Genomic DNA, 25,047 nt, shown 5'->3' with positions numbered 1-25,047 from the left:
GATCGAGCTATAAGGCAGGATGAATGTCGTCGCCCGGAAGACTCTCCAGGCCTTCTGGGCTCGTCATCCGTCGGCGAAGGGACCGCTGACGAGTTGGTATGATCATGCGAAGGCTGCCGACTGGCGGTCTCCGCAGGATGTGAGGAATGATTTTCGTTCCGCCGACTTCGTCGGCGACAACCGCGTCGTCTTCGATATCGGCGGTAACAAATATCGGGTGGTGGTGCGGATTTCCTACACCTTTAAGCAGGTGTTGGTGAAGTTCGTCGGCACGCACGCCGAGTATGATCGTATCGACGTGGAAACCGTCTAGGCGAAGGAGCAGATGAGCATGCACATCCATATTCTTCGCGATGAGGCCGACTACCTCGAGGCTCTGGCGGCCTATGAAGGCTATTTCGACAACGCGCCCGAACCTGGCAGCGAGGCTGGCGATCGGTTCGAACTGCTGGGGTTGCTGTTGGCGAAATACGAGGAAGATCATTTCCCTATGCCCACCGGCGATCCGGTCGAGGCGATCCGGTTCGCCATGGAACGCCAAGGGCTGAGCCAGTCGGATCTTTCGGACGTGCTGGGGTCAAGGTCACGGGCGTCTGAGGTGCTGAACCGACGGCGCGCCCTTTCCGTTTCGCAAATCCGCACCCTGTCGCGCGAATGGCGTATTCCGGTTCAAGCGCTGATCGGTGAAGCGAAGGCGGCCTGAAGCGATCCGGCGCGATAAACTCCTGTTTCGGGGCCGTAAACTCGTGTTTCCCGAAGGGAAGCCGGGCTTACGCCCTTGACGTTTCCTAGGCAGAAGAGGGCAAATCGTCCCGGATCGGCGCCGCCGTGCGCCGCCGGGCGGCCCAGAAACCAGCAGGAAACGCCGTCATGAACAGAGCCCGCCGCGCCCGCATCGTCGCGACCCTGGGGCCCGCCAGCCGCGCGCCCGGCATGGTCAAGGCCCTGGCCCAGGCGGGGGTGGACGTCTTTCGGCTGAACTTCAGCCACGGCTCGCACGAGGACCACGCCGCCGCCCTGAAGGCCGTGCGGGGCGCCGAGATGGCGCTGCAAAGGCCGCTGGGGGTTCTGGCCGATCTGCAAGGGCCCAAGCTGCGGCTGGGCCGGTTCAAGGAAGTCGAGATCGCGGTCAAGCCGGGCCACAAGATGCGGTTCGACCTGGACCCGACGCCGGGCGACGAGACCCGGGTGCAGATGCCGCACCCCGAAATCTTCAAGGCCCTGCGCCCCGGCATGCTGCTGTTGCTGGACGACGGCCGGGTGCGGCTGCGGGTCGGCGACCGGACCGACGACTGGGCCGATGTGACGGTCGAGAGCGGCACGAAACTGTCGGACCGCAAGGGGGTGGCCGTGCCGGACGCGGTCATCCCGGTCTCGGCCCTGACGCCCAAGGACCGCGAGGACCTGGCCTTTGCCCTGCGCCAGGGCGTGGACTGGGTGGCGCTGAGCTTCGTGCAGAAGCCCGAGGACATGGCCGAGCTGAAGCGGATCGTGAACGGCCAGGCGGCATGCCTGGCCAAGATTGAAAAGCCCGCCGCCGTGGCCGATCTGGAGGCCATTCTGGACTATTGCGACGGGGTGATGGTGGCGCGCGGCGACCTGGGGGTCGAGCTGGACCCCGAGGACGTGCCGGTGGCGCAAAAGCAGATCGTGCGGGCGGCGCGCAATCGCGGGGTGCCGGTGATCGTGGCCACCCAGATGCTGGAATCCATGACCAGCGCCCCGGCCCCCACCCGCGCCGAGGCGACCGACGTCGCCAACGCCGTCTACGAAGGCGCCGACGCCCTGATGCTGTCGGCCGAGACGGCGTCGGGCGACTATCCGCTGGAGTCGGTCGGCATCATGAGCCGGATCATCGAGCGGGTCGAGCGCGACCCGATGTGGCCCAAGCTGATGGGCGCCGAACACGCCGGCATGGACGAACATGACGTCGACGCCCTGGTGGCGGCGGCGGCCATGGCGGCCAGCGCCCCCTCGACCGGCTGTCTGGTGGTCTTCACCACCCTGGGCGGCACGGCGCGGCGGATGGCGCGCGAGCGGCCGCTGAAGCCGATCCTGGTCCTGACCCCCAATCCGAACACGGCGCGGCGGCTGGCCTTGGTCTGGGGTCTGGAGCCCCGGCTGGGGGATCAGCCGGACTCGCTGGAGGCCGTGACCGACGATGCGGTCAACAGCGCGGTCCGCTATGGGCTGGCCGAGCCGGGCCAGCGCATTCTGATCCTGGCCGGCACGCCCTTTGGGGCGCCGGGGGCGGCCAATCTGCTGCGCCTGGCCCATGCGCCGGCCAAGACCAAGGGTCGCAAGAAGGGCTGAGGATCAGGCGCCGTCGGACGGAAAAAACAGTCCGACGAGTCCATTCAGTCCGGCGAACGGGTGAGAGCGGCGGGATCGGACACGAAAAACAGTGTCCGATGTGTCCGATCTGTCCGGTTGAGCCGGGCCAGGACGGCCGCGAGGGCCGCTGAACGCGCAGAAGGCGGCCCGGTCGGACACGAAAAAGAGGTGTCCGATGTGTCCGATCTGTCCGATTGAGCCGGGCGCAGGACGGGGGCGAAGGATGTCAAAGACCTGAGACGTCCTATAGGGCGCCGTTGGACCCAGGGGCGTCGAAGGCGGGTCGATCCGTCCAAGGCCTTGACGGTCCTGTCTGATTTTCGCTCCGTCGTGCGGATCGGCGGCGACGGCGATGGCGGCGAAGGCGCCGGAGCGCTACCGTGGCGGCATGAGTCGGCGGCCCGGATGATCAAATATATCGGCTCCAAACGCGCCCTCTTGGGCCATGTGAGCGCCGCCGTGGCGAGCGTCCTGCCCCAGGGCGGGCGGGTGTGCGACCTGTTTTCAGGGACGGCGCGGGTCGGCCATGCCCTGAAGGCCAAGGGGTTTCAGCTCTGGTCGAACGACCACAACGCCTATGCCCACGCCCTGGCGACGGCCTATGTCCAGGCCGATCGAGAGGTCTGGATCGACCGGGCCGAGGCGGTGCTGGCGGAACTGCGGGCCGTGAAGCCCGAGGCGGGCTGGTTCACCCAGACCTTCTGCCGGGACGCCCGCTACTTCCATCCCGACAACGGCGCCCGGATCGACGCGGTGCGCGACCGGATCGAGGCGATGGAGCTGGAGCCCGAGTTGAAGGCGGTGGTCCTGGTCAGTCTGATGGAGGCGGCGGATCGGGTGGACAGCACCGCCGGGGTGCAGATGGCCTATATGAAACAGTGGGCGCCGCGCGCCCTGAAGCCGCTGGAACTGCGCCTGCCCGACCTCCTGCCGGGCGTCGGGGCGCCGTGCCGGGCGACCCAAGGCGATGCGGTCGAGATCGCCGACCAGGTGGAGGCGGACCTGGTCTATCTGGACCCGCCCTATAACCAGCATTCCTATCTGGCCAACTATCACTGCTGGGAAAGCCTGGTGCTGTGGGACCGGCCCGAGACCTATGGGATCGCCAACAAGCGGGTGGATGTGAAGACGCGCAAGAGCGCCTTCAACAGCCGCCCCGGCATCGGCCCGGCCCTGAAGTCGGTGATCGAGCGCGTCCGGGCGCCGAACCTGATCGTCAGCTTCAATGACGAGGGCTATCTGAGCCGTCAGGATCTGGTCGAGATGCTGTCGGCGCGTGGACGGGTCCAGGTGGTGGAGATCGCCCACCCCCGCTACGTCGGCGCCCGGATCGGCATCCACAATCCCAAGGGGGAGAAGGTGGGGCAGGTGGGGCGGCTGAGGAACGTCGAACACCTGTTCGTGGTCACCGACCGGCCGGTGGATCTGTCGCTGGCGGCCTGACGGGGCGGGAACCCGACTCGGGCGCACGCCGTTGAGGGTCCATGCAACCGCCCGTCACACACACTGGAACCCCCGCTCGCGAAGACGACTATCGCCTGCGCCCGGCCGCCGAGCCCAAGTCCTGGGTGACGGATCAGCCCATTTCCGATTTTCCGGCGGATCGCATGACGTCGCGCCTCTATACCCACAACGCCGAGCGGTTCGGCCGACGCGAGCCCGAGCCGGTCGAGACCGTCGAACCGGAGGCGGAACCGGCCCTGAACCCGCCGCCGCACTGGATGATGATGATCGCCGGCGCCGCGGTGGCCGCCCTGATGGGCGCCCTCCTGGGCGGCTTCATGCACATCTGAGGTCAGGCCTCTTCGAGCAAGGCCTTGATCGGTCCCCAGCTGCGGCGATGGGCGGGGCAGGGGCCGAGGGTCTTCAGCGCGGCCTGATGGACGGGGGCGTTATAGCCCTTGTGCCCCGCAAAGCCGTAGCCGGGATATTGGGCGTCCAGTTCGATCATCAGCCGGTCCCGCGCCGTCTTGGCCAGGATCGAGGCCGCCGCGATGGACAGGGACAGGCCGTCGCCGCCGACCACGGTCTGGATTTCGCACGGCAGTTTGAACCGATAGTTGCCGTCCACCAGGGCGGCGACCGGCTGGACCGACAGGGCCTCGATGGCGCGGCACATGGCCAGGCCGGTGGCGTGCAGGATGTTCAGCGCCTCGATCTCCTCTACCGAGGCGAAGCCGACGCCCCAGGCGACGGCGCGGGCCTTGATCTCGGGCTCCAGCGCCGCGCGCCGCTTTTCCGTCAGGGCCTTGGAATCGTCGATGCCCGGCGGCAGGTCGTCGGGGTTCAGGATCACCGCCGCCGCCGACACCGGCCCCGCCCACGGCCCGCGCCCCGCCTCGTCCACGCCGCAGACAGGGCCGTTGACGCGCTGGATCAGCAGGGTCTCCAGCGCGAGCGTGGGAAAGGCCTTCGGATTCGCGGGGGCTTTAGCCATGGCCCGCCATCGCACGAACCTGGGCGTGACGGAAGCAGGTCGTCTGGTGATCATTGATCATGCCGACCGCCTGCATGAAGGCGTAGACGATCACCGGGCCGCAGAAGTTGAAGCCGCGTTTCTTCAGGGCCTTGGCCATGGCGACGGACTGTTCGGTCTGGGTCGGGGCTTGGCGATAGTCGGCGAAGGGGGTGTGGATTGGTTCGCCGCCGACGAAGGACCAGAGCCACGCTGAGAAATCCTCTCCGTTGTCGCGCATCTCAAGCCAGATCTGGGCGCCGCGAATGGCGGCCTTGATCTTGGCGCGCGAGCGGATGATGCGGGGGTCGCCCAGCAGGCGCTGGATGTCGGCCTCGTCATAGCGGGCGACGATCTCGGGGTCGAAGCCGTCGAAGGCGTCGCGGATGCCCTCGCGTTTGCGCAGGATGGTGATCCAGGCGAGGCCGGCCTGGAAGCCGTCGAGGACCAGCTTCTCCCACAGGGCGCGGGGGTCGCGTTCGGGCACGCCCCATTCGGTGTCGTGATAGGCGACATAGAGCGGGTCGGTCCCGCACCAGCCGCAGCGGCCCGATGTGTGTGAGTCGGTCATGCGGCGATGTTGCCGGTTTGTTCGAGGTGAGGAAAGGGTGACTTTCGTCATCCTCCGGGCCGCGCAGCGGAACCGGGGGACCCAGCGGCGCGCGCTAGCGCGAACCTGTCGCGGACACGATTTTCAAACAGCCAGCGGCGGACGCATCGCCTTCGGCGCCGCTGGGTCCCCCGGTCTGCGCCGCGAAGAGGCGGCTTGCCGGAGGATGACGAAAGGCATTCAATCCCTGACCAGTCCCCCGTCCACCACCAGGTTCTGACCCGTCACTGCGCGGCTCCAGGGGGAGGCGAAGAAGAGGGCGGCGTCGGCGAATTCCTCCGGCGTCGTGACCGACCGCAGCGGGGTCATGCCGGCGATCAGGTCGAAGACCGCGTCCGGCGTGGCGGCGCTGGCGTCGGTGGTGCGCAAGAGGCCGCCGGAGACCATGTTGACGGTGATGCCGTCGGGGCCCAGATCGCCGGCCGCCGTGCGGGTCAGGGACAGGAGCGCGGCCTTGGCGGCGGTATAGTCGTGATAGGGCACGACCGGGTTCTGGAACAGGTTGGTGCCGATGTTGATCACCCGCCCGAACTTGCCGGCGGCCATGCCCGGCGCCGTCGCCTGGATGGTGTTCAGGGCGCCGCGCACGACGGTCGAGAACTGGGCCGCCAGTTCGTCCCAGCCGATGTCGGTCATCTGCGAGCGGGCGTCGCCGTTGAAACTGTAGTCCAGGGCGTTGTTGACGACGGTGGTGACCGGGGCGCCGAAATGGCCTTGAGCGGCGGCGACCAGGGCGTCGACGGCGGCGCGGTCGGCCACGTCGGCCTGAAGGGCGACGGCGCGGTCGCCGATCTCGGCCGCCAGGGCCTGGGCGGCCTCGCCGCTGGCGCGCCAGTTGATGATCACGCGCGCCCCTTCGCGGGCGAAGGCGCGCACCGCAGCGGCGCCGACGCCGCGCGCGCCGCCGGTGACGAGGACGATCTGGTCGGCGATCTTCATGGAAGGGTCTCAGTCGGTGGAGGAGGGGAGGACGTCCTGACCCATCCAGGCGGGCCGACGCAAGCGCACCGGGCGGCCCTCGACGGTCAGGTCGCCGTCGAGACGGTCGATGCGCAACAGGGCCATGGCCGAGCCGTCTCGGCCCGACAGCACCTCGCCCGCGCGCAGCTCCCCCTTCAGCACCTCGGCGCCGAAGGGGGGCGGGGGGCCGTCGAAGTCGAGTACCAGCATCCGGTTCTTGATCGAACCCCGGCGTTTCATCCGCGAGGTGGTCTCCTGGCCGACGAAACAGCCCTTGTGGAAGTCGATCCCGTTCAGCAGGTCGAAATCGGCCTCGATCGGATAGGTCTTGTCCTGGGGGGCGTCGGCGGTCGGGTCGGGCACGCCGACCGACAGGCGATGGGCGTCATAGTCGGCCTCGGTCGCGTCGGCTTCAGCTTCTCCATAGCGGCGGCCGCCCATCAGGGGCGTGCGGGGGTCGGGGATGAAGCCTGTGGGGGCGTCGGGCCAGGCGGCGAAGACGGGGCGGTCGTCGGCGGCGACCTGGACCCTGGCCCTCAGTTTGTACATCGACAGCCGCTGGATCAGGGCGTCGCGGCGGTCGGCGGCGACGTCCAGCAGGACGCCCTCGGCCTGGCCCAGGATGAACAGGTCGAACAGCAGCCGACCGGGCGGGGACAGCAGGGCGCCGAACCGCAGTTCGCCCTCGCCCAGGGTCTCGACGTCCTGGGTCAGCAGATTGTGCAGGAAGGGTCGGGACTCGGGGCCGGTGACGGCGATCAGGGCGCGGCTGGACAGGCGGGCGACGGGCATGGCGCCTAGATAGGCAGGCCGGAGCCTGGGCATAAGGCGGCGGGACGGAAAATCTGCGGTGTCAGACCACGGCGTAGCGGGCGACCACCCCGTCCGGCTGGAAATCATGCCGGTCCAGCCGGTCCAGCGACCGCATCAGGCGGTCCAGGAAGTCGGCGGGATCGCCCTCCTCCACGGCCGGGCGCAGCCAGTCGGTGACGACCGCGCGGGCGGGATAGGTTCCGACGGGGCCGGGGACGCTGAGCGCCACCTCCACCCCTTCGGCGATCCAGCCGGCGACGGTGGCGAACAGGTCGACGGAGGCCAGGAAGTCGCTGCGCCGCAGGACGTACAGGGTGATCACCCCGTCCTCGATCCCATCCGGGCGGACGATGACGCCGCTGCGGTCCGGCCGCCAGTCGTCGGACAGTTCGACGACCCGCCACAGGCAGAACCAGATGCGGCAGGTCTGGGGGCGTACGGCATGGACCGAACAGCCCGTCGCCTCGACGCAATAGGCGCACAGTTCGCCGGTGGGCTTGGCCAGTTCGGGCAGGTCCAGCGGAATGGCCCGACAGCATTCGATGCAGGCGCCGCAAGCTCGGTCGGGCAGGAGGGGCAGGCTCAACCGACCGACCGCTCCAGCCGGGCGATGCGGCGGTCCATGTCGGCGACCTGGGCCTGAAGCCGCGTCTTCTCTGAGACCATGTCCACGGGCGTTCCGTCCTCATAGGTGATGACCGCGCCCTGGTCGATCAGGTCCAGCCGATAGAGGGCCGTGACCCGTTGAGCCTTGAAGCGTTCGAGGGCGGCGACGGCGGCCGGATCGGGGGTTTGAACCATGGCCGGGCTCTAAACCATTGCGGCCTGCGGGGAAACCGTCGGGCGAGGCGCAGACCCGCAGTTGGGGATTGGCGCTGAATCCCGGCGAGAATCCCTTTATACGGTGCACGGATGATCGGGCGCTTTCCCATCCTCTATATCGCCGAGGCGGACGCCGAGGACGCCGTCCTGTCTTCGGGCGTGCTCGCCTATCTGGTCGAGAGCCTGCCCAACGCCGTCTTCACCGTGGTGGGATCGGCCGCCAGCGCGCCCCTGTTCGCCGACACCCCCCGGCTGGAACGGCTGCTGGTGCTGGAGCGCGAGGGGCGGTTCGACTGGATCGCCCTGTGGAACCAGGTGCGGGGGACCAACTGGGGCCTGGTCGTGGACATGCGCGGCTCGACCCTGTCGGGCAAGCTGAGGCGCCAGAAGCGGGCGGTGCGGGGGCGCGATCCCGAGGGCCTGCATGCGGTCGAGGCCGCCGCCGCCGTGCTGAAGCTGGAGCCGCATGAGGCGCCGTCGCCCCGGCTCTATGTCTCCGACATCACCCAGGCCCAGGTCGAGGCCCTGATCCCCGCGACCGGCGGCGACGGCCCCATATTGGCGGTCGGGCCGGGGGTGGAGTGGATGGGGCGGCGCTGGCCGGCCGAGCGCTACGCCAAGGTGGCGACCAAGCTGTTGGCCGACGACGGCCCCCCGGCGGGCGGGCGTCTGATGATCGTGGGCGAGGAGATCGACCGGGAGGCGGCCCACACCATCCGCTATGCCGCGCCGCGCGCGCGGGTGATCGAGCTGCAAGGAAAGCTGACGCGGCTGCAGACCGTAGCGGCCCTGTCCAAGGCGCGGCTCTATATCGGGGCGGATTCGATCTGGACCCATCTGGCGACGGCGGCGGGCGCGCCCGTGGTGGCGGTCTTCGGCCCGTCGGACGAGACGCGGCGCGGCCCCTGGAAGGGGGTGACGGTGCGCGGGCCCCGATCGTTTGCGGAGTTCAAGACCCTGGACCCCCGGCTGAACCAGGCCATCCAGCATATGATGGACCTGCCGTGGGAGCGGGTGCTGAAGGCGGCGCAAAGGGTGTTGAAGGAGCGGGGCTAAAAGCCCCCACACTCCGCTCATCCCCGCGAAAGCGGGGACCCAGTGCTTTGGGCGATCAGTGCCTGAAGGGACTTGCAGCAAGCAAACCCACTATTCGAGTCCTGGCGAAAGAACTGGGTCCCCGCTTTCGCGGGGATGAGCGGAAATGTAGAAACGCGGCATCGGATAGAAGGACGCCGCCCCATGACCCAGACCTATGACCTGATCGTCCGCGGCGGCGAGGTGGCCAACCATGCGGGGCGCGGGCCGGCCGACGTCGGGGTGATCGACGGCAAGATCGCCTTCATCGGCGACCTGTCCCAGGCCTCGGCCGGAGAGACTTTCGACGCGACGGGCCTGACCGTCCTGCCCGGCGTCATCGACACCCAGGTTCATTTCCGCGAACCCGGCCTGGAGTGGAAGGAAGACCTGGAGACGGGCAGCCGCGCGGCGGCTCTGGGCGGGGTCGTCGCCGTGTTCGAAATGCCGAACACCAATCCCAACACCACCGATCCGGACACCATGGCCGACAAGCTGGCCCGGGCGAAGGACCGGATGTGGACCGACCACGCCTTCTATGTCGGCGGCACGCATGAGAACGCCGACTATCTGGGCGAGCTGGAGCGGTTGCCCGGCTGTTGCGGGGTCAAGGTCTTCATGGGCGCCTCGACCGGCGACCTGCTGATCGCCGACGACGAGGGGGTGCGCAAGGTTCTATCGAACGTGCGCCGCCGCGCCACCTTCCACTCCGAGGACGAATACCGGCTGGTCGAGCGGCGCGGCCTGGCCCGCACCGGCGACTGGACCAGCCACCCGGAGGTCCGCGACGCCGAGAGCGCCATCCGCTCGACCCGCCGTCTGGTCGGCCTGGCCCAGGAGACGGGCGCCCGCATCCATGTGCTGCACGTCACGACCAAGGACGAGATGGAGTTCCTGCGCTTCCACAAGGATGTCGCCACCGTCGAGATCACGCCGCAACACCTGACCCTGGCCGCGCCCGAAGCCTATGAGCGACTGGGCGCCTATGCCCAGATGAATCCGCCGATCCGGTCGCAGGAGCATGTGGACGCCCTGTGGCTGTGGGGCATGCAGCAGGGCGTGGCGGACGTGCTGGGCTCCGACCATGCGCCGCATACGAAGGAGGAGAAGGCCAAACCCTATCCGGCCTCGCCGTCGGGCATGCCGGGGGTGCAGACCCTGGTGCCCCTGATGCTGACGCACGTCGCCAACGGACGGTTGAGTCTTGAGCGGTTCATCGACCTCACCTCGGCCGGCGCCCAGCGGGTGTTCGGCACGGCCAACAAGGGGCGGATGGCCGTCAGCTATGACGCCGATCTGACCGTCGTCGATCTGAAGGCCAAGCGAACAATCACCCACGACCAGCAGGCCTCGCGCTGCGGCTGGACCCCGTTCGACGGGGTCGAGGCCACCGGCTGGCCGATGGCGACGATCGTGCGCGGCCGGGTGGTGATGCAGGACGGCGAACTGATCGGCGCGGCCCACGGACGGCCGGTGCGGTTCATGGAGACACTGTGAGGCCGCGCCGCTCCCATACCCCCGTCATCCTCGGGCTTGACCCGAGGACCGGGTGCGGATCGGGCTGTGCGCCCGCCGCTGACGCAATGCGGCGGACCCGCCGGTCCTCGGGTCAAGCCCGAGGATGACGGGGGTGGAGGCGGCCAAACCCCGGCTCGGCCTGATCGGCTTCGGCGCCTTCGGGCGGCTGACGGCGCGGCATCTGTCGTCCTGGTTCGACATCCAAGCCCATGACCCGGCCGCTGAAGACGGCGAGGGCTGGGCGACCCTGACGGATCTGGGGACCGCCGCCGCCTGTCCGACGGTGATCCTGGCCGTGCCGGTCGAGGCGCTGGAGGCGACCCTGGGCGCCATGGGCCCCCATCTGGCGCCGGGCGCCCTGGTCATCGACGTCGGTTCGGTCAAGGTGAAGCCGGCGCGACTGATGGACGATAGGCTGGCGCCCGGCGTGCGGATCGTCGGAACCCACCCCCTGTTCGGCCCCCAGAGCGGCAAGGCCGGGATCGCCGGGCTCAGGATCGCCGTCTGCGCGGTCCGCAGCGACCGTGACGCCCGCCGCGTCGCCGCCTTCTGCCGGAAAGCCCTGAAGCTGAGGGTCTTTCTGGTCACGCCCGAAGATCATGACCGGGAGGCGGCCGTGGTCCAGGGCCTGACCCATCTGATCGCCCGTGCGCTTCTGGCCATGGAGCCCCTGCCGACCCGTATGACCACCGCCAGTTTCGACCGGCTGATGGAGGCGGTGGACATGGTGCGCCACGACAGCCCCGCCGTCTTCCGCGCCATCGAACGCGACAATCCCTTCGCGGCCGAGGTGCGCGAGCGGTTCTTCACCCTGGCGGATCAGGCGCGGGGGGCGTCGGGGGGGGTAGGGGGCGTTTCTTTTGGGGAATAGGCTGGACGGGCGCTTTCGATCCGTTGCGGACATTGACCAGGCCGCGCACGTCGCAGAAACTTTGGTCGGGGATGGTGTAATCAAACATACCGGTCACAACCGGAGTCGTAGGTGAAAGCCCTGCTCCCCACGTCCGTTCTCTGACGCGATGCCTACTTCGCACTCCGATCCGTTGCAGACATCAGGTGGTTGACGCTGCTCGTCAACTGATCGGCGGACGGTAAACAGGCCTAAGATCTGTTCACGCATCGATCAAGCTCATAAGCTCCCGCTGAGGGAGCAGATGACCCAGCGAAGCTATCGGCATAATCACTACGTTCCCGAATGGTACCAACGGCGATTCCTTGCCCCGGACCAACACGAACTTCATTATCTCGACCTGAAGCCTGAGCCTTTCTCGGTCAATGGTCGGACGATCAAGCCGCCCTCATACTGGAGACGAGGGGTTAAATACTGCTTCGCGCAAGACGATCTGTACACCACCACGTTCAACGGCATTGTCAACACGGAAATCGAGCAGTTCTTCTTTGGAGACATCGACAACAACGCGCCCAAGGCTTTCGATTTTTGGTCTCGCTACGACCACTCTAATCTCGACCACGCAGCCTTCTCGATATTCCTGACCTACATAAGTCTTCAGCGCCTCCGCACCCCACGCGGTTTGGCTTGGTTAAGGCGGATTCTCGGCTCTATGCCGCGTTCCCGAACGTTGATTGAGCTACAGCGTCTCCAACGGCTCTTCTGCGCCACATGGAGCGACGCCGTCTGGCAGATCGTAGACGCCGCCGCATCGCCGACAAAGTTCATCATCAGCGACAATCCAGTAACGTTCTACAATCGAGATTGCTTCCCCAACGCCAAATCATGCCGGTATCCATTCGATCCGGATGTCCGCCAAGCGGGCACGCAGACGATCTTCCCCATTAGCCCGGAGAAATTGCTGATCTTCACCAATCTGACGTGGGCAAGAAATCCATACCAATCAGCCACCAAGATGGGACCAAACCCAAAGCTGCTGCGAAACACCGTGTTCTATTACTTGAACATTCAGGTAGGTCGTCAGCTCTCGGAGGAAGAGGTTCTAGAAATAAACTTTATTATCAAGCGCAGGGCGGATCGTTACATCGCCGCGGCAGAGAAAGAGTGGCTGTATCCAGAGCGTCGGGTGCGATGTGATCACTGGCGTCGACTGGGAGATGGCTACTTGCTCATGCCCGACCCTCGCCATGTGCGCATGGGTGGAGAAATCACTGTTGGCTACGACGGTGGAGGGTACGACCATTTCTCGGAGTATGGGCATAAGCCGTGGGAGCCAGGTTACAAGGATGCGCGCCGCGAGCAGCGTGAAGGCGATGCGTTGCGCCGATTTCAAGCGGAATGGTCGGCGATGTATGGACCAGACTATCGGGGGCTCACGGAGGGGTTTGGCAGGAAGAAGGACAACACGTCGGTGCCTGCGAACATACATGCCAGCTATTTGAAAGAAGACGAAGCCTACCGAGCTAAGCCCGGTGAGCGAGCGCGGCGGCGATTATTGAGGCGTCCCTAAGTCTGCTCTCCACCTATGAGCGACGCTGAGTATGTCCGCTTCCCAAGCTGAACTCAGTGTTCATCGTTCGCCCGAATAAACGCCCCCACGTCCTCCGCCACCCCCGGCGCGAGCGGCAACGCCGGGTCGGCGTAGGTCGCCAGATTGGCGGGGCGGGCGGCGGGGGCGGTTTTCAGGATGTGGTTGACGCCGTCCCACAGTTTCAGCGTCGCCCTGGGGTCGGCGGCGGCCAGGGCCTGGGCGTCGGCGATCCCGACCTGGAGGTCGGTCGTCCCCTGGCCGATGAAGACCGGGCCGTCATAGGCGGCGAGCAGGGCGGCGGGGTCCAGCGGCAGCCAGGAGATCAGATAGGGCTGGACCGAGGGACGGAACAGGGCCGCCAGGGCCGGGGGCGGATCGGCGACAGTGCGGCCGGCCTCAAGCTCGGCCAGGGCGGCGAAGGCCGGGGCCTTCAGCGGCTCGGGCAGGCCCTTTTCCAGCTGTTCGCGCAGGACCACGCCCGCGGGGCGGCCGGCGCCGGACAGCAGGACCAGGCCGCAGACCTTATCGTCTCCACCCTCGACCGCCTTCAGCGCGACCAGGGCGCCCTCGCTGTGGCCGATCAGCCAGGCGCAGGGCTTGTCGGCGCGACGGGCGGCCTCGGCGGCCCAGGCGCGGGCGTCGGCCACATAGGCGTCGAAGCGCAGATCGGCCTCGGCCGGACCGGCCGCCGCGCTGGCGGCTATGCCGCGCTTGTCGATCCGCACCGTGGCGATCCCTTGCGCCGCCAGCCCCTCGGCCAGCAGGCGATAGGTGGAGGCGGAAACGCCCATCGGGCTGTTCCCGTCGCGATCCGTCGGTCCTGAGCCCGGCAGGATCACGGCGACGGCGGCGGGGCTGTCGGGCGCCGACAGGGTTCCGTGCAGGGGCGCGGGCTGTGCGGGCAGGGTCACTTCGCTGGAGACGGGGCCGGCGAGCAGGGCGAGGGCGAGGCTGAACATGGCGGTCTCCTTTGAAGAGGGGGCGTTCAGAAGGGTGGCGGCTCTCGACCCTAGTCCCCTGAGCCGGTGCGGCAAGATGGCCGGGCGCTGAACACCGCCTTGCCATTGCAAACCAGTTGCAGAAGCGCGTATGGAGCCCGCCTTTCTGTTCTTGAGAATATGTTGCAGATCATGGCCCGCCCGATCCGTCTCGCCTGCGCCGTCAGCCTTCTGGCCCTGAGCCTCGCCGCCCCCGCCTTGGCGCAGCAGGGGCCGGCCGCGCCGACCGAGCTGGGCGAGATCGTGGTGACGGGCTCGCAGGTGAATCTGACGGCGCCGGCGGCGGGCGGTCAGGTGGCGCGGGGCGGCCGGGTCGGGCTGTTGGGCAATCTGGACATGATGGACACGCCCTTCTCCACCACCAGCTACACCGAAAAACTGGCGCGGGATCAGCAGGCGCGCGGGATCGGCGACGTGTTGCAGAACGATCCGACGGTGCGGGTGACCAAGGGCTTCGGCAATTTCCAGGAACTGTATGTGATCCGGGGCTTCCCGGTCTATTCGGACGACATGAGCTACAACGGCCTGTACGGCGTTCTGCCGCGCCAGTTCGTGGCGGCCGAGCTGATCGAGCGGGTCGAGGTCTTTCGCGGGGCCAGCGCCTTTCTGAACGGGGCGGCGCCGGGCGGAACCGGGGTGGGCGGCGCCTTCAACCTGACGCCCAAGCGGGCCAATGGACCGCTGACCCGTTTGACGGCGGGCGTGTCCGGCGCCGATGAAATCTACGCCGCGGCCGATCTGGCGCGCCGGTTCGGCGATCAGGATGAATGGGGCGCGCGCCTGAACGTCGCCGGCCGGGGCGGCGAAGCCTCGGTCGAGGACCAGACCAACAGCCTGCGCGTGGTGGGCCTGAACCTGGATCGGCGGGGCGAGCGGGCTCGCTTTTCGGCCGATCTGGGCTGGCAGGACCACCGGATCGACGCCCCGCGCCCCAGTGTGACGCCCGGCGCCGCCATCCCCGAGGCGCCGTCCGCCGATCAGAATTTCGCCCAGCGCTGGACCTATACGGATGAGGAACAGCTGTTCGGCGCGGTGCGGGGTGAGTTTGACATCACCGACAGCGTCACCGCCTGGGCCGCCTTCGGCGGGCGTCAAGGCGAGGAAGACAACAGCCTGGCCAATCCGCGAGCCGACGCGGCGGGCGCCATCCGGGGCTATCGCTTCGACAATATCCGCAAAGACACGGTCTGGTCCGGCGACGTCGGCCTGCGGGCGGATCTGACCACCGGCCCGGTGGGGCACCGACTGGTCGTCTCAGCCTCTCAGATCCAGTCCAAGTCGAGGAACGCCTGGGCGGGGTCGAACTTCGCAGGCTACAGCTTCGGAACCCTGACCGATCCGATCCTGTCGCCGGCGCCGGCCATCGCCAGCGTCTCGGGCGATCTGGACGATCCGAACGTGACCGAGCGGGTCAAGAACACCAGCGTCGCCGTGGCGGACAGGTTGTCCTTCCTGGACGGCCGCCTGCTGGCGACCGTCGGCGCGCGGTATCAGGAGATCGAGACCAAGTCCTACGCCTATGCCGACGGCGCCTTCGGCTCGGGCTATGCCAGCGAGGCTGCGACCCCGGCCTTCGCCCTGGTCTACAAGCCCAGCGACCGGGTTTCGCTGTACGCCAACTATGCCGAGGCCCTGACGCCCGGTCGGGTCGCGCCTGCGGTGGTCAACGGCGCAGCCGTGGCGAACGCCGGCGAGATCCTGTCGCCCTTCCGAGCCGAACAGGCCGAGGTCGGGGCCAAATATGACGCCGGAACCTTCGGCGGGACGCTGAGCGTCTTCAGGACGACCCTGCCCAGCGCCTTCTTCGATCCCGCCTCCCGCCTCTATTCCGACGGGGGCGAACAGGAGAACCGGGGCGTTGAACTGACCGTCTATGGCGAGCCGATCGACGGCCTGCGGCTGATCGGCGGGGCGACCTGGCTGGACGCCGAGGTCAAACGGTCGCTGACGGCGGCGAACGAAGGCAAGTCGGCCATCGGCGTGCCGGACCTCCAGACCAATCTGAACGTCGAATGGGACGTGCCGGGCCTCAGCGGCCTGACGCTGGAGGGGCGGGTGGTCCACACCAGCGCCCAGGCGGCGAATGCGGCCAATACGCTGGAGCTGGACGCCTGGACCCGATTCGACGCCGGGGTTCGCTACGCCTTCGAGGCCGGCGAGCGTCCTGTGACGGTCCGGGCGCGGGTGGAGAATCTGGCCGACGAGGACCAGTGGGTCGCCGTCGGCGGCTACCCGGGCTCCAACTATCTGACCCTGGGCGCGCCGCGCACCCTGTCCCTGTCGATCTCGGCGGAATTCTGATCGGATGAGGACGCGGACGATCCGCGCCTGGTCTTGGACGCACAAATGGTCGAGCCTGGTCTCGACCCTGTTCCTGCTGATGCTGTGCGTCACCGGCCTGCCGCTGGTCTTCACCCATGAGATTGAAGAGGTGCTGCTGGAGCAGGCCTGGACGCCCGCCGCTCCCGACGGGCCGTTGTTGAGCCTGGACGAGGTGCTGGCGGCGGCCCTGGCGCGTCATCCGGGCGAGGTTCCCGCCTTCATGAGCTTCGACGTGGATCGGCCGGTGGTGAACGTCACCAGCGTCGATCCGAACGGCCCGGCCGGTCGCTACAGTTTCGAACCGATCGACCAGACCAGCGGCGCCGTCGCCCCGCCGGTCGCCGGCCATCCGGTGATGGAGTTCCTGCTCCAGCTGCACACCGACATGTTCCTGGGCCTGCCGGGCATGCTGTTCCTGGGCCTGATGGGGCTGATGCTGATCACGGCGGTGGTGTCGGGGGTGGTGCTGTACGCCCCCTTCATGCGGCGGCTGCCGTTCGGGACGGTGCGGGCGACGAAGTCGGCGCGGACCCGCTGGCTGGACTATCACAACCTGCTGGGCGTCATCACCGTGGCCTGGGTGCTGGTGGTGGGGGCGACGGGGGTGGTCAACACCCTGGCGACGCCGATCCTGGCCTATTGGAAGAATACGGCGCTGAAGGAACTGACCGCGGCCCATGAGGCCCCGGCCTCCGTCGGGGAGCGAGCCTCGCTGGACGTGGCGGTGGAGCGGGCGAAACAGGCCCTGCCGGGCAAGACCCTGCAATTCATCGCCTTTCCGGGAACCGACTATTCGACCGATCACCACTACGCCGTCTTCTTCCACGGCGACACGCCGCTGACGACCCATCTGACGACGCCGGCCCTGATCGACGCCAGGACCGGCGAACTGACGGCCGTGGCCCCGACGCCCTGGTATGTGAAGGCCCTGTCTTTGTCCCAGCCGCTGCATTTCGGCGACTACGGGGGGCTGGGGCTGAAGATCCTGTGGGCGCTGCTGGACCTGGCGACCATCGTCATCCTGGGGTCCGGCCTCTATCTGTGGCTGGGCAAGGGACGGCGGAAGGCGTCATGAGCCGCAAGGATCGCAGCCTGTGGGCCATCTTCGGCGCGCCGCTCTGGGTGTTCGTGCTCAGCCTGACGGGGCTGATCGGGGCCCTGCTGGAGGACGGCGCCTGGGACGCCGTCTTTTCGGCCTTCTTGGCCTCCACCGTGATCGTCACCGTCTGGGCCCTGATCCGGCGTCGAAGGTGATCGGCGTCAGATCGAGAAGCTGACGCCGCAGCCGCAGCTCGAGGCGGCGTTGGGGTTTCGAACCACGAACTGGGCGCCGGCCAGTTCGTCGACATAGGCGATCTCGGAATTCTTCAGAAAGGGGACCGAGACGGGGTCGATCAGGGCCGTCTGGCCCTGGGCCTCGATCCTAAGATCGTCGTCCTCGGCCGTCTCGACCAGTTCGAACCGGTACTGAAACCCCGAACAGCCGCCTCCGTCCACGGCGACGCGCAGCATCAGGGCCTTGCCTTCGGCCGCGCTGAGCCGGGCCAGACGATCGGCGGCGCTGGCGGCCAGGACGATCCCTTCCGGCGCGCGCGTGGCGACGCTGAAGGCGGGTGTGGACGGTTCTGTGGATTGGACGGTGCTCACAGCTGTCTATATGAGGCGCGTGCGGGCGTTCGCAAAGGCCCCGTCCGATCAAAGCCGCTTCAAAGTTGACGACTTGAGCCCGATGACTCTCGCCCCCTACGCCGAACGCGCCGATCTGACCCAGGGCCGTCGCTTCTTCGAACCGCCCAGCCGCACCCGCACCGCCTTCGCCCGCGACCGCGACCGGATCATCCACGCCACCGCCTTCCGCCGCCTGAAGGAGAAGACCCAGGTCTTCGTGGCCCATGAAGGCGACCACTATCGCACCCGCCTGACCCATTCGCTGGAGGTGGCCCAGATCGCCCGGTCCCTGGCCCATGCGTTGCGGCTGGACGACGATCTGGCCGAAACCATCGCCCTGGCCCACGACCTGGGCCATCCGCCCTTCGCCCATGCGGGCGAGGACGAGCTGGTCATCCAGATGGCCGACTACGGGGGCTTCGACCACAATGTGCAGAGTTTCCGCGTCATCACCGAGCTGGAGACCCGCTATCCCCAGTTCGACGGGCTGAACCTGAGCTGGGAGACGGTCGAGGGCGTCATCAAGCACAACGGTCCGGTGTCGCACCGGCTGGACGAGGCGGCCTGGTCGGTGGTGCGGCCCTATCGCGCGGGCGGGGAGGCGGGCTGGGACCTGCGTCTGGACAGTTTCGCCTCGCTGGAGGCCCAGTGCGCCGCCATCGCCGACGACATCGCCTATAACAATCACGATGTGGACGACGGGGTGCAGGCCGGGCTGATCACGCTTCAGGATCTGGATCAGGTGCCCCTGATCGGCCCGACCTTGGCCGAGGTGCGGCGCGACTGGCCCGCCATCGACGACCGGATGCTGCGCATCGAGGCCGTGCGGCGGATGATCGGCGTCATGGTCGAGGACGTGCTGGCCGAGACGGCGCGACGGCTGGAGGAGGACCGGATCGGCTCGACCGAGGATGTGCGCCACGCCTCGCGGACCCTGGTGGACTTCTCCCGGTCGATGCACGCGGACCTGGCGATCCTGCGCAAATTCCTGTTCGAGCGGATGTATCGCCACTATCGCGTCAACCGGACGCGCAGCCAGGCGCGGCGGGTGCTGTCGCAGCTGTTCGAACTGTTCATGGCTGAGCCGGAGGTCATGCCGCCGGAATGGGGCGTGCCGGCCCAGACCGAGGATCGGACCCGCAGGGCGCGCGCCGTCTGTGATTACATCGCCGGCATGACCGACCGCTATGCGATCGAAGTCCACCAGAAATTGTTCAGCCTCGACCTGGCGCTCGATCTGTGATTCGAAAGACGGCGGCGGGGCGTTAAACTAACCGTTCGACGCGCCGATTCGCTGCGTCGGGCAGACGGCGGAGCGACACCATGTCTTTCGATGACGAGAACCGACCCGGCCGAGGCGCCTATACGCCTCCGACCGACGACGACCTGCCGTTCCGCCGCAACACCTATGATCCGCGCGGGGGCGGCCGAAACGTCGGCTCGGGCGGAGGCAAGGCGCCGCCCGTGACCCTGATCGTCAGCGGCGTGGTGCTGCTGGTGCTGATCATCGCCGTCATCTTCTTCTATCGTTCGGGCATGCGGGCCTCGACCGACGCCCCGCCGGCCGTGGGCCAGGCCGTCGGCGAGATGAAGACCGCCGCCCCCCTGGACGCCCAGCCGGTCGATCCGGCCGAGGGCGTGCGGGTCTATCGCGACGAGGCCGAGACCGCCGACGCGCCCGTGACCTTCACCCCGCCGCCCGAGACGCCCCAGCCGCGCCCGGCCGCACCGCCGACCGCCGCTCCGACCGGCCAGGGCTTGCCGCCCGCCGCCGCTGCGCCCCGTCCGGCCGCCCCGGCGCCCAAGACCGAGGCGCCGACGCCCGCCGCTCCCGCGCCCACGGCTCCCGCCGCCGCCGGCGGTTCGGCCTCGGTCCAGATCGGCGCCTTCTCCTCGACGGAGATCGCCGACCGGGAATACGCCGCCGTCGCCGGCCGCTTCAGCCAATATGCCTCGGGCGCCGAAAAGCGGGTGACCGAGGTGACGTCATCCAGCGGCTCGACCCTGTACCGCACCACCTTCACCGGCCTGTCGCGAGAACGGGCGGTCGCCTTCTGCAACGCCCTGAAGGCCGCCGGACGGGATTGCATCGTTCGGTGACTTCCGCCGCCATCTACGGCTGTGCGGGCCATCGGCTGACGGAGGGCGAACGCGCCTTCTTCGCCGAGATGCGGCCCTGGGGCTTCATCCTGTTCCGGCGCAATATCGACAGCCCGGAACAGGTGCGGGCCCTGACGGACGAGTTGCGCGCGGCCATCGGCGACCCCGAGGCGCCGATCCTGATCGACCAGGAAGGCGGGCGGGTCCAGCGGATGGGGCCGCCGCACTGGCCCAAATACCCGCCGGGCGACGCCTATCTTAAGGCGACGAACGACCCGGCGGACGCCCGAGACCTTGTCCGTCTGGGGGCGAGGCTGATGGCGCACGATCTGCGCGAGGTCGGAATCAATATTGATCTGCTGCCGGTGCTGGACGTGCCCGTGCCCGGCGCCCACGACATCATCGGCGATCGCGCCTATGGCCGCGATCCTCAGACCGTGGCCCTGCTGGGACGGGCGGCGGCGGAGGGTCTGCTGGCAGGCGGGGTCCTGCCCTGCATCAAACACATGCCGGGCCACGGCCGCGCCTTCGCCGACACCCACAAGGACCTGCCGACGGTCCATGCCGATCTGGAGACGCTGGACGCCTGGGATTTCGCCCCGTTCAAGGCCCTGTCCGACATGCCGATCGGCATGACGGCCCATATCGTCTTCAGCGCCATCGACCCCAAACGCCCGGCCACCCAGTCCAAGAGGGCGATCCGGCTGATCCGCGAACGGCTGGGCTTCGGCGGTCTGTTGCTGTCGGACGATCTGGTGATGAACGCCCTGTCCGGATCCTTGACCCAGAGGGCGCACAAGGCGCTGAAGGCGGGATGCGACGTCGTCATCCATTGGAACGGCGATATGGACGAGATGCGGCAGGTCGCCGAGGGCGTCGGTCCGCTGAAGGGCGGGGCGAAACGGCGCGCCGAGGCGGCCCTGGCCCGGATCGTTCGGACGCCGGAGCCGCTGGATCCCGTCGCCGGGCACGAACGCTTCTTCCGCGCAATGGCGGGCAAGACGGACGCGGCTAAAGGACCGGACGTGGGGGAGGCGCAGGCGTGAGCGAGGCGTTTCAGCCGAACCTCGATTTCAACGCCGAGGAGGTCGAGGAACGCGAAGCCTTCGTAGTCGATCTGGACGGTTATGAGGGACCGCTGCACGTCCTCTTGGCCCTGGCGCGGACGCAGAAGGTCGATCTGCTGAAACTGTCGATCACCCAGCTGGCGGAACAGTATCTGGCCTTCGTTCACGAGGCGCGGCGGCGCAACTTCGCCCTGGCGGCCGATTACCTCGTGATGGCCTCCTGGCTGGCCTATCTGAAGTCCCGGCTGCTGCTGCCGCGCACCGAAAAGGGCAAGGGGGAGGAGCCGCCGGCCGAGGCCATGGCCGCCGCCCTGGCCTTTCGCCTGCAGAAGCTGGAGGCGATGCGCAAGGCGGTCGAACAGCTGATGGCCCGTCCCCAGCTGAAGCGCGACGTCTTCACCCGGGGCGACCCCGAGGCCACGGTGATCGTGCCGTCAGACCGGATCGACGCCAGCCTGTATGAGTTGATGAGCGCCTATGTGACCCAGCGCCGACGCGAGGAGGCGCGGCGCTATTCGCCCGGCCAGCGGGTCGAGGCCTTTCCGCTGGAGGCGGCGCGCGACTGGCTGCGCGAGATCATGCCGCGTCTCGCGGACTGGACCCCGCTGGACCAGGTCGCGCCCCGTCCCGAAGACCCTGAGGGCCCCAGCCAGGCCAGCTATACCGCCTCGACCCTGTCGGCCAGTCTGGAGCTGGTGAAGGAGGGGGCCATGGACATTCGCCAGACGGCGCCGTTTGCGGACCTGTATCTGAAGCGGCGGGGCCTGGGGCAGCCGCTGGAGCTGACGCCGTGATGCGCGGATATTCCGATGTCTGACCTGTCCTTCCAGCCCGATGAGGCCGAGATCGAGCGCCGGGGCGAGGCCCTGCTGTTCGCCGCCGCCGGTCCGCTGAGCGCCGCCGAGATCGGGGCGCGCCTCCCCGAAGGCGCCGACGTCGGCCGGGCCCTGTCGGGCCTGCGCGCCCGTTACGAGGGACGGGGGGTGGAGCTGGACTGCGTGGCCGACCGCTGGCGGTTCCGCACGGCGGCGGACCTGGCCTTCATGATGAGCCAAGAGCGGGAGGAGCCCCGCCGCCTGTCCAAGGCGGCGCTGGAGACCCTGGCCATCATCGCCTACCACCAGCCCGTGACCCGCGCCGAGATCGAGAGCGTGCGCGGCGTCAGCCTGTCCAAGGGCACGCTGGACCTGTTGCTGGAGATGGGGTTCGTGCGTCTGCGGGGGCGGCGACGGACGGCGGGTCGGCCCGTAACCTACGGCACCGCCGACCGGTTCCTGGAGCATTTCGGCCTGGCCAGTCTGTATGACCTGCCGGGGGTTCAGGAGATGAAGGCCGCCGGGCTTCTGGACCTGTCGGCCCCCGTCGGGTTCGAACTGCCCGACCCCAGTCGTGCGACCGGGGCGGATGAGGACGAGGCGCCCCTGCTGGACGAAGACAGCCCCGAGTTCGCCCAGGACTTCGTCGGCGAGGAGCGATAGGGCCAGGCGCGCTCAGGCGGTCAGCTGGCGCGGCAGTTTGAAGGTCACGGTTTCGCGCGCGCCGGCGTCCTCGGTCACCGTAGCGTCGAACCGTTCGGCGATGGCGTCCACCAGGGCGGCGATCAAAGGCTCGGGCGCCGAGGCGCCGGCGGTGACGCCGACCGTCTGAACCCCGTCGAACCAGTCCCAGTCCACCTGGGAGGCGTCGTCCACCAGCCGGGCGTCGCGGGCGCCGGCGCGCATCGCCACCTCCACCAGCCGGGCCGAGTTGGACGAGTTCTTCGATCCCACCACCAGCACCAGTTCGCAGCCCTCGCCCAGCACCTTGACCGCCTCCTGGCGATTGGTGGTGGCGTAGCAGATGTCTTCCTTGTGCGGGTCGGGCAGTTCGGGGAAGCGCCGCTTCAGCACCTTCAATATGCCCGCCGTGTCGTCCACCGACAGGGTGGTCTGGGTCGCATAGGCCAGGGGGGCGTCGCCGGGCCGTTCGAAGGCTTCGGCGTCGGCTTCGGTCTCGACCAGGCTGATGGCGCCGGGCGGCAGCTGGCCCATGGTGCCGATCACCTCCGGGTGGCCGGCGTGGCCGATCAGGATGATATGGCGACCTGCGGCATGATGACGCTCGGCCTCGACATGGACCTTGGACACCAGGGGGCAGGTGGCGTCCAGGAACAGCAGGTCGCGCGACCGGGCGGCGGCGGGCACGGACTTGGGCACCCCATGGGCCGAGAAGACGACCGGCCGGTCGTCGGGGCATTCGTCCAACTCCTTGACGAAGACGGCGCCCATGGCCTTCAGCCGCTCGACCACATGGCGGTTATGGACGATCTCGTGGCGCACATAGACGGGGGCGCCGAACTTCTCGATGGCGCGCTCGACGATCTGGATCGCCCGGTCCACCCCCGCACAGAAGCCGCGCGGCGTCGCCAGCCGCACGGCGATCGGGCGGCGTTCGGGCGCGGGGGAGGGGACGTGCATGGTCATGGCCGCCAACCTAATGGTTCGCGGACCATATCGCCATGCGGGGCGAGCGAATCCGCACCTCAAGGCAGCGACGCATCGCCACGGTCGGCTGGCTCTCAGTGAAAATTCATCCGGAACAAAGATTTAGGCTAAGTTCACGACGCCTTGACCAACCGGCCGCTCACGATTAGTTTCCGCGCCGAATTCAGACCTGCCTCAACACATTGTTCGGGCGCTGAGCGCACAGGCCATGTCCCCAATGTCGGAATCGCGCGAAGAGGCGATCAAACGCCTCCAAGACAGCGCATCCGCGTTGGAGGACAAGACGGTTCAGAAGGCGTCGGAGCACCTCGCGGCTCAGGCGGTGACGAGCCAGGCCTACAAGATCGTCGCCGAACTGCTCGGCGGGGTCTTCCTGGGCTTGGGGCTAGGTTTTGGGGCGGACCGACTGTTTGGGACCAATCCCTGGGGTATCATCGGCGGAGTCCTTCTGGGCTTCGCCCTGTCGATTTACATGGCGCGCCGCACAGCCAACCGGCTGATGGCGCAGGCGAAGGCGAGCGGGATCGAACCGAAATCGGTCCCCTTCGACGACGAGGAAGACGAGGACCGATAGGCTGATGGCCGATCCGCTTCACCAGTTTAAGATCCAGCCGCTCGTCGATTTCGGCGCGGTGAACCTGCCTGTCTTCGGCCACACCCAGTTGGCGATCACCAATTCGCACGTCGCCATGACGGTCGCCTTCGTGGCCATCGTCCTGTTCCTGCAACTGGTCACCTCGAGCGCCAAGGTGGTGCCGGGACGGTTGCAGACGGCCGGCGAAAGCCTGTTCGACATGATCGACGGGGTGACCGATTCCATCATCGGTCACGAAGGCCGCAAATATTTCCCGTTCGTCTTCAGCCTGTTCCTTCTCGTGCTGGTGATGAACCTGTTGGGCATGTTCCTCAGCTTCACCGCCACGTCTCAGCTGGCGGTGACGGTCACCTTCGCCGCCCTGACCATCCTGCTGGTCATCGGCGTGGGCTTCCTCAAGAACGGCCTGGGCTTCTTCAAACTGTTCTGGCCGGCCAGCGCGCCTCTGGTGCTGCGCCCCGTCGTCGGCGCGATCGAGTTCCTGTCCTTCCTGCTGCGTCCCGTGACCCTGGCTCTTCGTCTGTTCGGCAACATGCTGGGCGGCCACGTCGCGCTGAAGATCTTCGCCGGCTTCGTCGTGGCCCTGGGCGCCGGCGCCTTCGTCGGCGAGGGCCTGGGCCTCTGGGGCCTGCCGATCGCCGCCCTGTCGATGACCATGGTCGTCGCCCTGACCGCCCTCGAATTCCTCGTCGCCTTCCTTCAGGCGTTCGTGTTCGCCGTTCTGGCCAGCATCTATCTCAATGATGTGGTCAACCTGGGTGAAGGCCACTAAGGCCCGGCCCAGTTC

General features: G+C 68.0%; 27 protein-coding genes and 1 pseudogene. 19 read left to right on the top strand and 9 right to left on the bottom strand.

All coding sequences use genetic code 11. The features are described from left to right. Positions 1-19: 19 nt before the first annotated feature. The 5 genes from JMT67_RS05865 (at position 20) to JMT67_RS05845 (ending at position 4,127) form a co-directional block, all read left to right on the top strand. The gene (locus JMT67_RS05865) at positions 20-313 is read left to right on the top strand and encodes a type II toxin-antitoxin system HigB family toxin (RefSeq protein ID WP_183214877.1); all 294 of its coding nucleotides are present in this window, start codon (positions 20-22) and stop codon (positions 311-313) included. 12 nt (positions 314-325) lie between these two features. Further along, positions 326-703 (top strand): helix-turn-helix domain-containing protein, encoded by a 378-nt coding sequence (locus JMT67_RS05860; protein WP_191559086.1) that lies wholly within the window; start codon positions 326-328, stop codon positions 701-703. 167 nt (positions 704-870) lie between these two features. After that, positions 871-2,313 (top strand): pyruvate kinase, encoded by a 1,443-nt coding sequence (pyk, locus tag JMT67_RS05855; RefSeq protein ID WP_201462945.1) that lies wholly within the window; start codon positions 871-873, stop codon positions 2,311-2,313. Positions 2,314-2,739: 426 nt separating this feature from the next. After that, on the top strand, positions 2,740-3,777 hold the full coding sequence (locus tag JMT67_RS05850) for a DNA adenine methylase (RefSeq protein WP_201462944.1): 1,038 nt from the start codon (positions 2,740-2,742) through the stop codon (positions 3,775-3,777). Between the two features lie 41 nt (positions 3,778-3,818). Next, on the top strand, positions 3,819-4,127 hold the full coding sequence (locus JMT67_RS05845; RefSeq protein ID WP_152950749.1) for a hypothetical protein: 309 nt from the start codon (positions 3,819-3,821) through the stop codon (positions 4,125-4,127). Between the two features lie 2 nt (positions 4,128-4,129). On the opposite strand, the gene JMT67_RS05840 is transcribed toward JMT67_RS05845, so the two are convergent. The 6 genes from JMT67_RS05840 to JMT67_RS05815 form a co-directional block, all read right to left on the bottom strand. Continuing rightward, positions 4,130-4,771: a ribonuclease HII gene (locus tag JMT67_RS05840; protein WP_233455810.1), complete on the bottom strand. Its 642-nt coding sequence runs from the start codon at positions 4,769-4,771 to the stop codon at positions 4,130-4,132. Further along, entirely contained in the window at positions 4,764-5,360 is a 597-nt protein-coding gene (locus JMT67_RS05835; protein WP_201462943.1) for a DNA-3-methyladenine glycosylase I, read from the bottom strand. The genes JMT67_RS05840 and JMT67_RS05835 overlap by 8 nt, the downstream gene beginning before the upstream one ends. 219 nt (positions 5,361-5,579) lie before the next feature. After that, a complete protein-coding gene (locus tag JMT67_RS05830) occupies positions 5,580-6,338 on the bottom strand; it encodes a 3-oxoacyl-ACP reductase (protein WP_201462942.1) in 759 nt (252 codons plus the stop codon). A gap of 9 nt (positions 6,339-6,347) precedes the next feature. Then, the gene (gene ygfZ, locus JMT67_RS05825; RefSeq protein ID WP_201462941.1) at positions 6,348-7,151 is read right to left on the bottom strand and encodes a CAF17-like 4Fe-4S cluster assembly/insertion protein YgfZ; all 804 of its coding nucleotides are present in this window, start codon (positions 7,149-7,151) and stop codon (positions 6,348-6,350) included. 61 nt (positions 7,152-7,212) lie between these two features. Then, a complete protein-coding gene (locus JMT67_RS05820) occupies positions 7,213-7,758 on the bottom strand; it encodes a hypothetical protein (RefSeq protein WP_201462940.1) in 546 nt (181 codons plus the stop codon). Next, positions 7,755-7,973, bottom strand: a complete 219-nt coding sequence (locus tag JMT67_RS05815; RefSeq protein WP_182715026.1) for a hypothetical protein — start codon at positions 7,971-7,973, stop codon at positions 7,755-7,757. The genes JMT67_RS05820 and JMT67_RS05815 overlap by 4 nt, the downstream gene beginning before the upstream one ends. A gap of 111 nt (positions 7,974-8,084) precedes the next feature. Between JMT67_RS05815 and JMT67_RS05810 the strand changes: the two genes are divergently transcribed. From JMT67_RS05810 to JMT67_RS05795, 4 genes are all read left to right on the top strand, one after another. Beyond that, positions 8,085-9,050 carry a glycosyltransferase family 9 protein gene (locus JMT67_RS05810; protein WP_201462939.1) on the top strand — a complete coding sequence of 322 codons (966 nt, stop codon included), beginning with the start codon at positions 8,085-8,087 and terminating at the stop codon, positions 9,048-9,050. A 183-nt stretch (positions 9,051-9,233) separates the two neighbouring features. Next, a complete protein-coding gene (locus JMT67_RS05805) occupies positions 9,234-10,565 on the top strand; it encodes a dihydroorotase (RefSeq protein WP_201462938.1) in 1,332 nt (443 codons plus the stop codon). 124 nt (positions 10,566-10,689) lie between these two features. Then, complete coding sequence (locus JMT67_RS05800; RefSeq protein ID WP_201462937.1) at positions 10,690-11,457, top strand: prephenate dehydrogenase/arogenate dehydrogenase family protein; 768 nt, start codon at positions 10,690-10,692, stop codon at positions 11,455-11,457. A 283-nt stretch (positions 11,458-11,740) separates the two neighbouring features. Then, a complete protein-coding gene (locus JMT67_RS05795; protein WP_201462936.1) occupies positions 11,741-13,006 on the top strand; it encodes a DUF4238 domain-containing protein in 1,266 nt (421 codons plus the stop codon). A 53-nt stretch (positions 13,007-13,059) separates the two neighbouring features. Here JMT67_RS05795 and JMT67_RS05790 read toward each other — a convergent pair whose 3' ends face one another. Then, positions 13,060-13,986 carry an alpha/beta hydrolase gene (locus JMT67_RS05790; RefSeq protein ID WP_201462935.1) on the bottom strand — a complete coding sequence of 309 codons (927 nt, stop codon included), beginning with the start codon at positions 13,984-13,986 and terminating at the stop codon, positions 13,060-13,062. A gap of 171 nt (positions 13,987-14,157) precedes the next feature. Here JMT67_RS05790 and JMT67_RS05785 point away from each other — a divergent pair, with 171 nt between their 5' ends. The 3 genes and pseudogenes from JMT67_RS05785 (at position 14,158) to JMT67_RS05775 (ending at position 17,601) form a co-directional block, all read left to right on the top strand. Further along, on the top strand, positions 14,158-16,326 hold the full coding sequence (locus JMT67_RS05785) for a TonB-dependent receptor (protein ID WP_201462934.1): 2,169 nt from the start codon (positions 14,158-14,160) through the stop codon (positions 16,324-16,326). Continuing rightward, a pseudogene (locus JMT67_RS05780) lies at positions 16,236-17,422 on the top strand (PepSY-associated TM helix domain-containing protein). Before JMT67_RS05785 ends, JMT67_RS05780 begins: the two are co-directional and overlap by 91 nt. After that, positions 17,419-17,601: a hypothetical protein gene (locus JMT67_RS05775; RefSeq protein WP_183214863.1), complete on the top strand. Its 183-nt coding sequence runs from the start codon at positions 17,419-17,421 to the stop codon at positions 17,599-17,601. The pseudogene JMT67_RS05780 and the gene JMT67_RS05775 overlap by 4 nt, the downstream one beginning before the upstream one ends. A gap of 6 nt (positions 17,602-17,607) precedes the next feature. Here JMT67_RS05775 and erpA read toward each other — a convergent pair whose 3' ends face one another. After that, entirely contained in the window at positions 17,608-17,925 is a 318-nt protein-coding gene (gene erpA, locus JMT67_RS05770) for an iron-sulfur cluster insertion protein ErpA (protein WP_054767007.1), read from the bottom strand. 151 nt (positions 17,926-18,076) lie between these two features. Between erpA and JMT67_RS05765 the strand changes: the two genes are divergently transcribed. The 5 genes from JMT67_RS05765 to scpB all read left to right on the top strand — a co-directional run bounded on the left by JMT67_RS05765 (position 18,077) and on the right by scpB (position 22,660). Next, positions 18,077-19,258, top strand: coding sequence for a deoxyguanosinetriphosphate triphosphohydrolase (locus tag JMT67_RS05765; RefSeq protein ID WP_201462932.1), 1,182 nt, complete (start codon positions 18,077-18,079; stop codon positions 19,256-19,258). Between the two features lie 80 nt (positions 19,259-19,338). Next, a complete protein-coding gene (locus JMT67_RS05760) occupies positions 19,339-20,115 on the top strand; it encodes an SPOR domain-containing protein (protein ID WP_201462931.1) in 777 nt (258 codons plus the stop codon). Next, positions 20,112-21,161, top strand: a complete 1,050-nt coding sequence (gene nagZ, locus JMT67_RS05755) for a beta-N-acetylhexosaminidase (protein WP_201462930.1) — start codon at positions 20,112-20,114, stop codon at positions 21,159-21,161. Before JMT67_RS05760 ends, nagZ begins: the two co-directional genes overlap by 4 nt. Further along, positions 21,158-21,976, top strand: a complete 819-nt coding sequence (locus JMT67_RS05750; RefSeq protein WP_182714897.1) for a segregation and condensation protein A — start codon at positions 21,158-21,160, stop codon at positions 21,974-21,976. Before nagZ ends, JMT67_RS05750 begins: the two co-directional genes overlap by 4 nt. Positions 21,977-21,991: 15 nt before the next feature. Beyond that, positions 21,992-22,660: an SMC-Scp complex subunit ScpB gene (gene scpB, locus JMT67_RS05745; RefSeq protein WP_201462929.1), complete on the top strand. Its 669-nt coding sequence runs from the start codon at positions 21,992-21,994 to the stop codon at positions 22,658-22,660. Positions 22,661-22,672: 12 nt separating this feature from the next. Here the strand turns inward: scpB and ispH are convergent, their stop codons facing one another. Next, on the bottom strand, positions 22,673-23,644 hold the full coding sequence (gene ispH, locus JMT67_RS05740; protein ID WP_201462928.1) for a 4-hydroxy-3-methylbut-2-enyl diphosphate reductase: 972 nt from the start codon (positions 23,642-23,644) through the stop codon (positions 22,673-22,675). Between the two features lie 292 nt (positions 23,645-23,936). Here ispH and JMT67_RS05735 point away from each other — a divergent pair, with 292 nt between their 5' ends. After that, positions 23,937-24,239, top strand: coding sequence for an AtpZ/AtpI family protein (locus JMT67_RS05735; protein ID WP_231681315.1), 303 nt, complete (start codon positions 23,937-23,939; stop codon positions 24,237-24,239). Between the two features lie 4 nt (positions 24,240-24,243). Beyond that, the gene (locus JMT67_RS05730) at positions 24,244-25,032 is read left to right on the top strand and encodes a F0F1 ATP synthase subunit A (RefSeq protein ID WP_191554316.1); all 789 of its coding nucleotides are present in this window, start codon (positions 24,244-24,246) and stop codon (positions 25,030-25,032) included. The last annotated feature ends 15 nt before the right edge of the window (positions 25,033-25,047 follow it).

Source organism: Brevundimonas aurantiaca, assembly GCF_904830995.1.
GTDB classification, from domain to species: Bacteria; Pseudomonadota; Alphaproteobacteria; order Caulobacterales; family Caulobacteraceae; genus Brevundimonas; species Brevundimonas aurantiaca.
Note: the sequence above shows the minus strand (reverse complement) of the source record. Positions and strands in the feature narration are given on the sequence as shown.

Coding starts and splice junctions, on each gene's coding strand:
- JMT67_RS05865 (WP_183214877.1), top strand. CDS start 20: ATGAATGTCGTCGCCCGGAAGACTCTCCAGGCCTTCTGGGCTCGTCAT.
- JMT67_RS05860 (WP_191559086.1), top strand. CDS start 326: ATGAGCATGCACATCCATATTCTTCGCGATGAGGCCGACTACCTCGAG.
- pyk (WP_201462945.1), top strand. CDS start 871: ATGAACAGAGCCCGCCGCGCCCGCATCGTCGCGACCCTGGGGCCCGCC.
- JMT67_RS05850 (WP_201462944.1), top strand. CDS start 2,740: ATGATCAAATATATCGGCTCCAAACGCGCCCTCTTGGGCCATGTGAGC.
- JMT67_RS05845 (WP_152950749.1), top strand. CDS start 3,819: ATGCAACCGCCCGTCACACACACTGGAACCCCCGCTCGCGAAGACGAC.
- JMT67_RS05840 (WP_233455810.1), bottom strand. CDS start 4,771: ATGGCTAAAGCCCCCGCGAATCCGAAGGCCTTTCCCACGCTCGCGCTG.
- JMT67_RS05835 (WP_201462943.1), bottom strand. CDS start 5,360: ATGACCGACTCACACACATCGGGCCGCTGCGGCTGGTGCGGGACCGAC.
- JMT67_RS05830 (WP_201462942.1), bottom strand. CDS start 6,338: ATGAAGATCGCCGACCAGATCGTCCTCGTCACCGGCGGCGCGCGCGGC.
- ygfZ (WP_201462941.1), bottom strand. CDS start 7,151: ATGCCCGTCGCCCGCCTGTCCAGCCGCGCCCTGATCGCCGTCACCGGC.
- JMT67_RS05815 (WP_182715026.1), bottom strand. CDS start 7,973: ATGGTTCAAACCCCCGATCCGGCCGCCGTCGCCGCCCTCGAACGCTTC.
- JMT67_RS05810 (WP_201462939.1), top strand. CDS start 8,085: ATGATCGGGCGCTTTCCCATCCTCTATATCGCCGAGGCGGACGCCGAG.
- JMT67_RS05805 (WP_201462938.1), top strand. CDS start 9,234: ATGACCCAGACCTATGACCTGATCGTCCGCGGCGGCGAGGTGGCCAAC.
- JMT67_RS05800 (WP_201462937.1), top strand. CDS start 10,690: ATGACGGGGGTGGAGGCGGCCAAACCCCGGCTCGGCCTGATCGGCTTC.
- JMT67_RS05795 (WP_201462936.1), top strand. CDS start 11,741: ATGACCCAGCGAAGCTATCGGCATAATCACTACGTTCCCGAATGGTAC.
- JMT67_RS05790 (WP_201462935.1), bottom strand. CDS start 13,986: ATGTTCAGCCTCGCCCTCGCCCTGCTCGCCGGCCCCGTCTCCAGCGAA.
- JMT67_RS05785 (WP_201462934.1), top strand. CDS start 14,158: ATGGCCCGCCCGATCCGTCTCGCCTGCGCCGTCAGCCTTCTGGCCCTG.
- JMT67_RS05775 (WP_183214863.1), top strand. CDS start 17,419: ATGAGCCGCAAGGATCGCAGCCTGTGGGCCATCTTCGGCGCGCCGCTC.
- JMT67_RS05765 (WP_201462932.1), top strand. CDS start 18,077: ATGACTCTCGCCCCCTACGCCGAACGCGCCGATCTGACCCAGGGCCGT.
- JMT67_RS05760 (WP_201462931.1), top strand. CDS start 19,339: ATGTCTTTCGATGACGAGAACCGACCCGGCCGAGGCGCCTATACGCCT.
- scpB (WP_201462929.1), top strand. CDS start 21,992: ATGTCTGACCTGTCCTTCCAGCCCGATGAGGCCGAGATCGAGCGCCGG.
- ispH (WP_201462928.1), bottom strand. CDS start 23,644: ATGACCATGCACGTCCCCTCCCCCGCGCCCGAACGCCGCCCGATCGCC.
- JMT67_RS05730 (WP_191554316.1), top strand. CDS start 24,244: ATGGCCGATCCGCTTCACCAGTTTAAGATCCAGCCGCTCGTCGATTTC.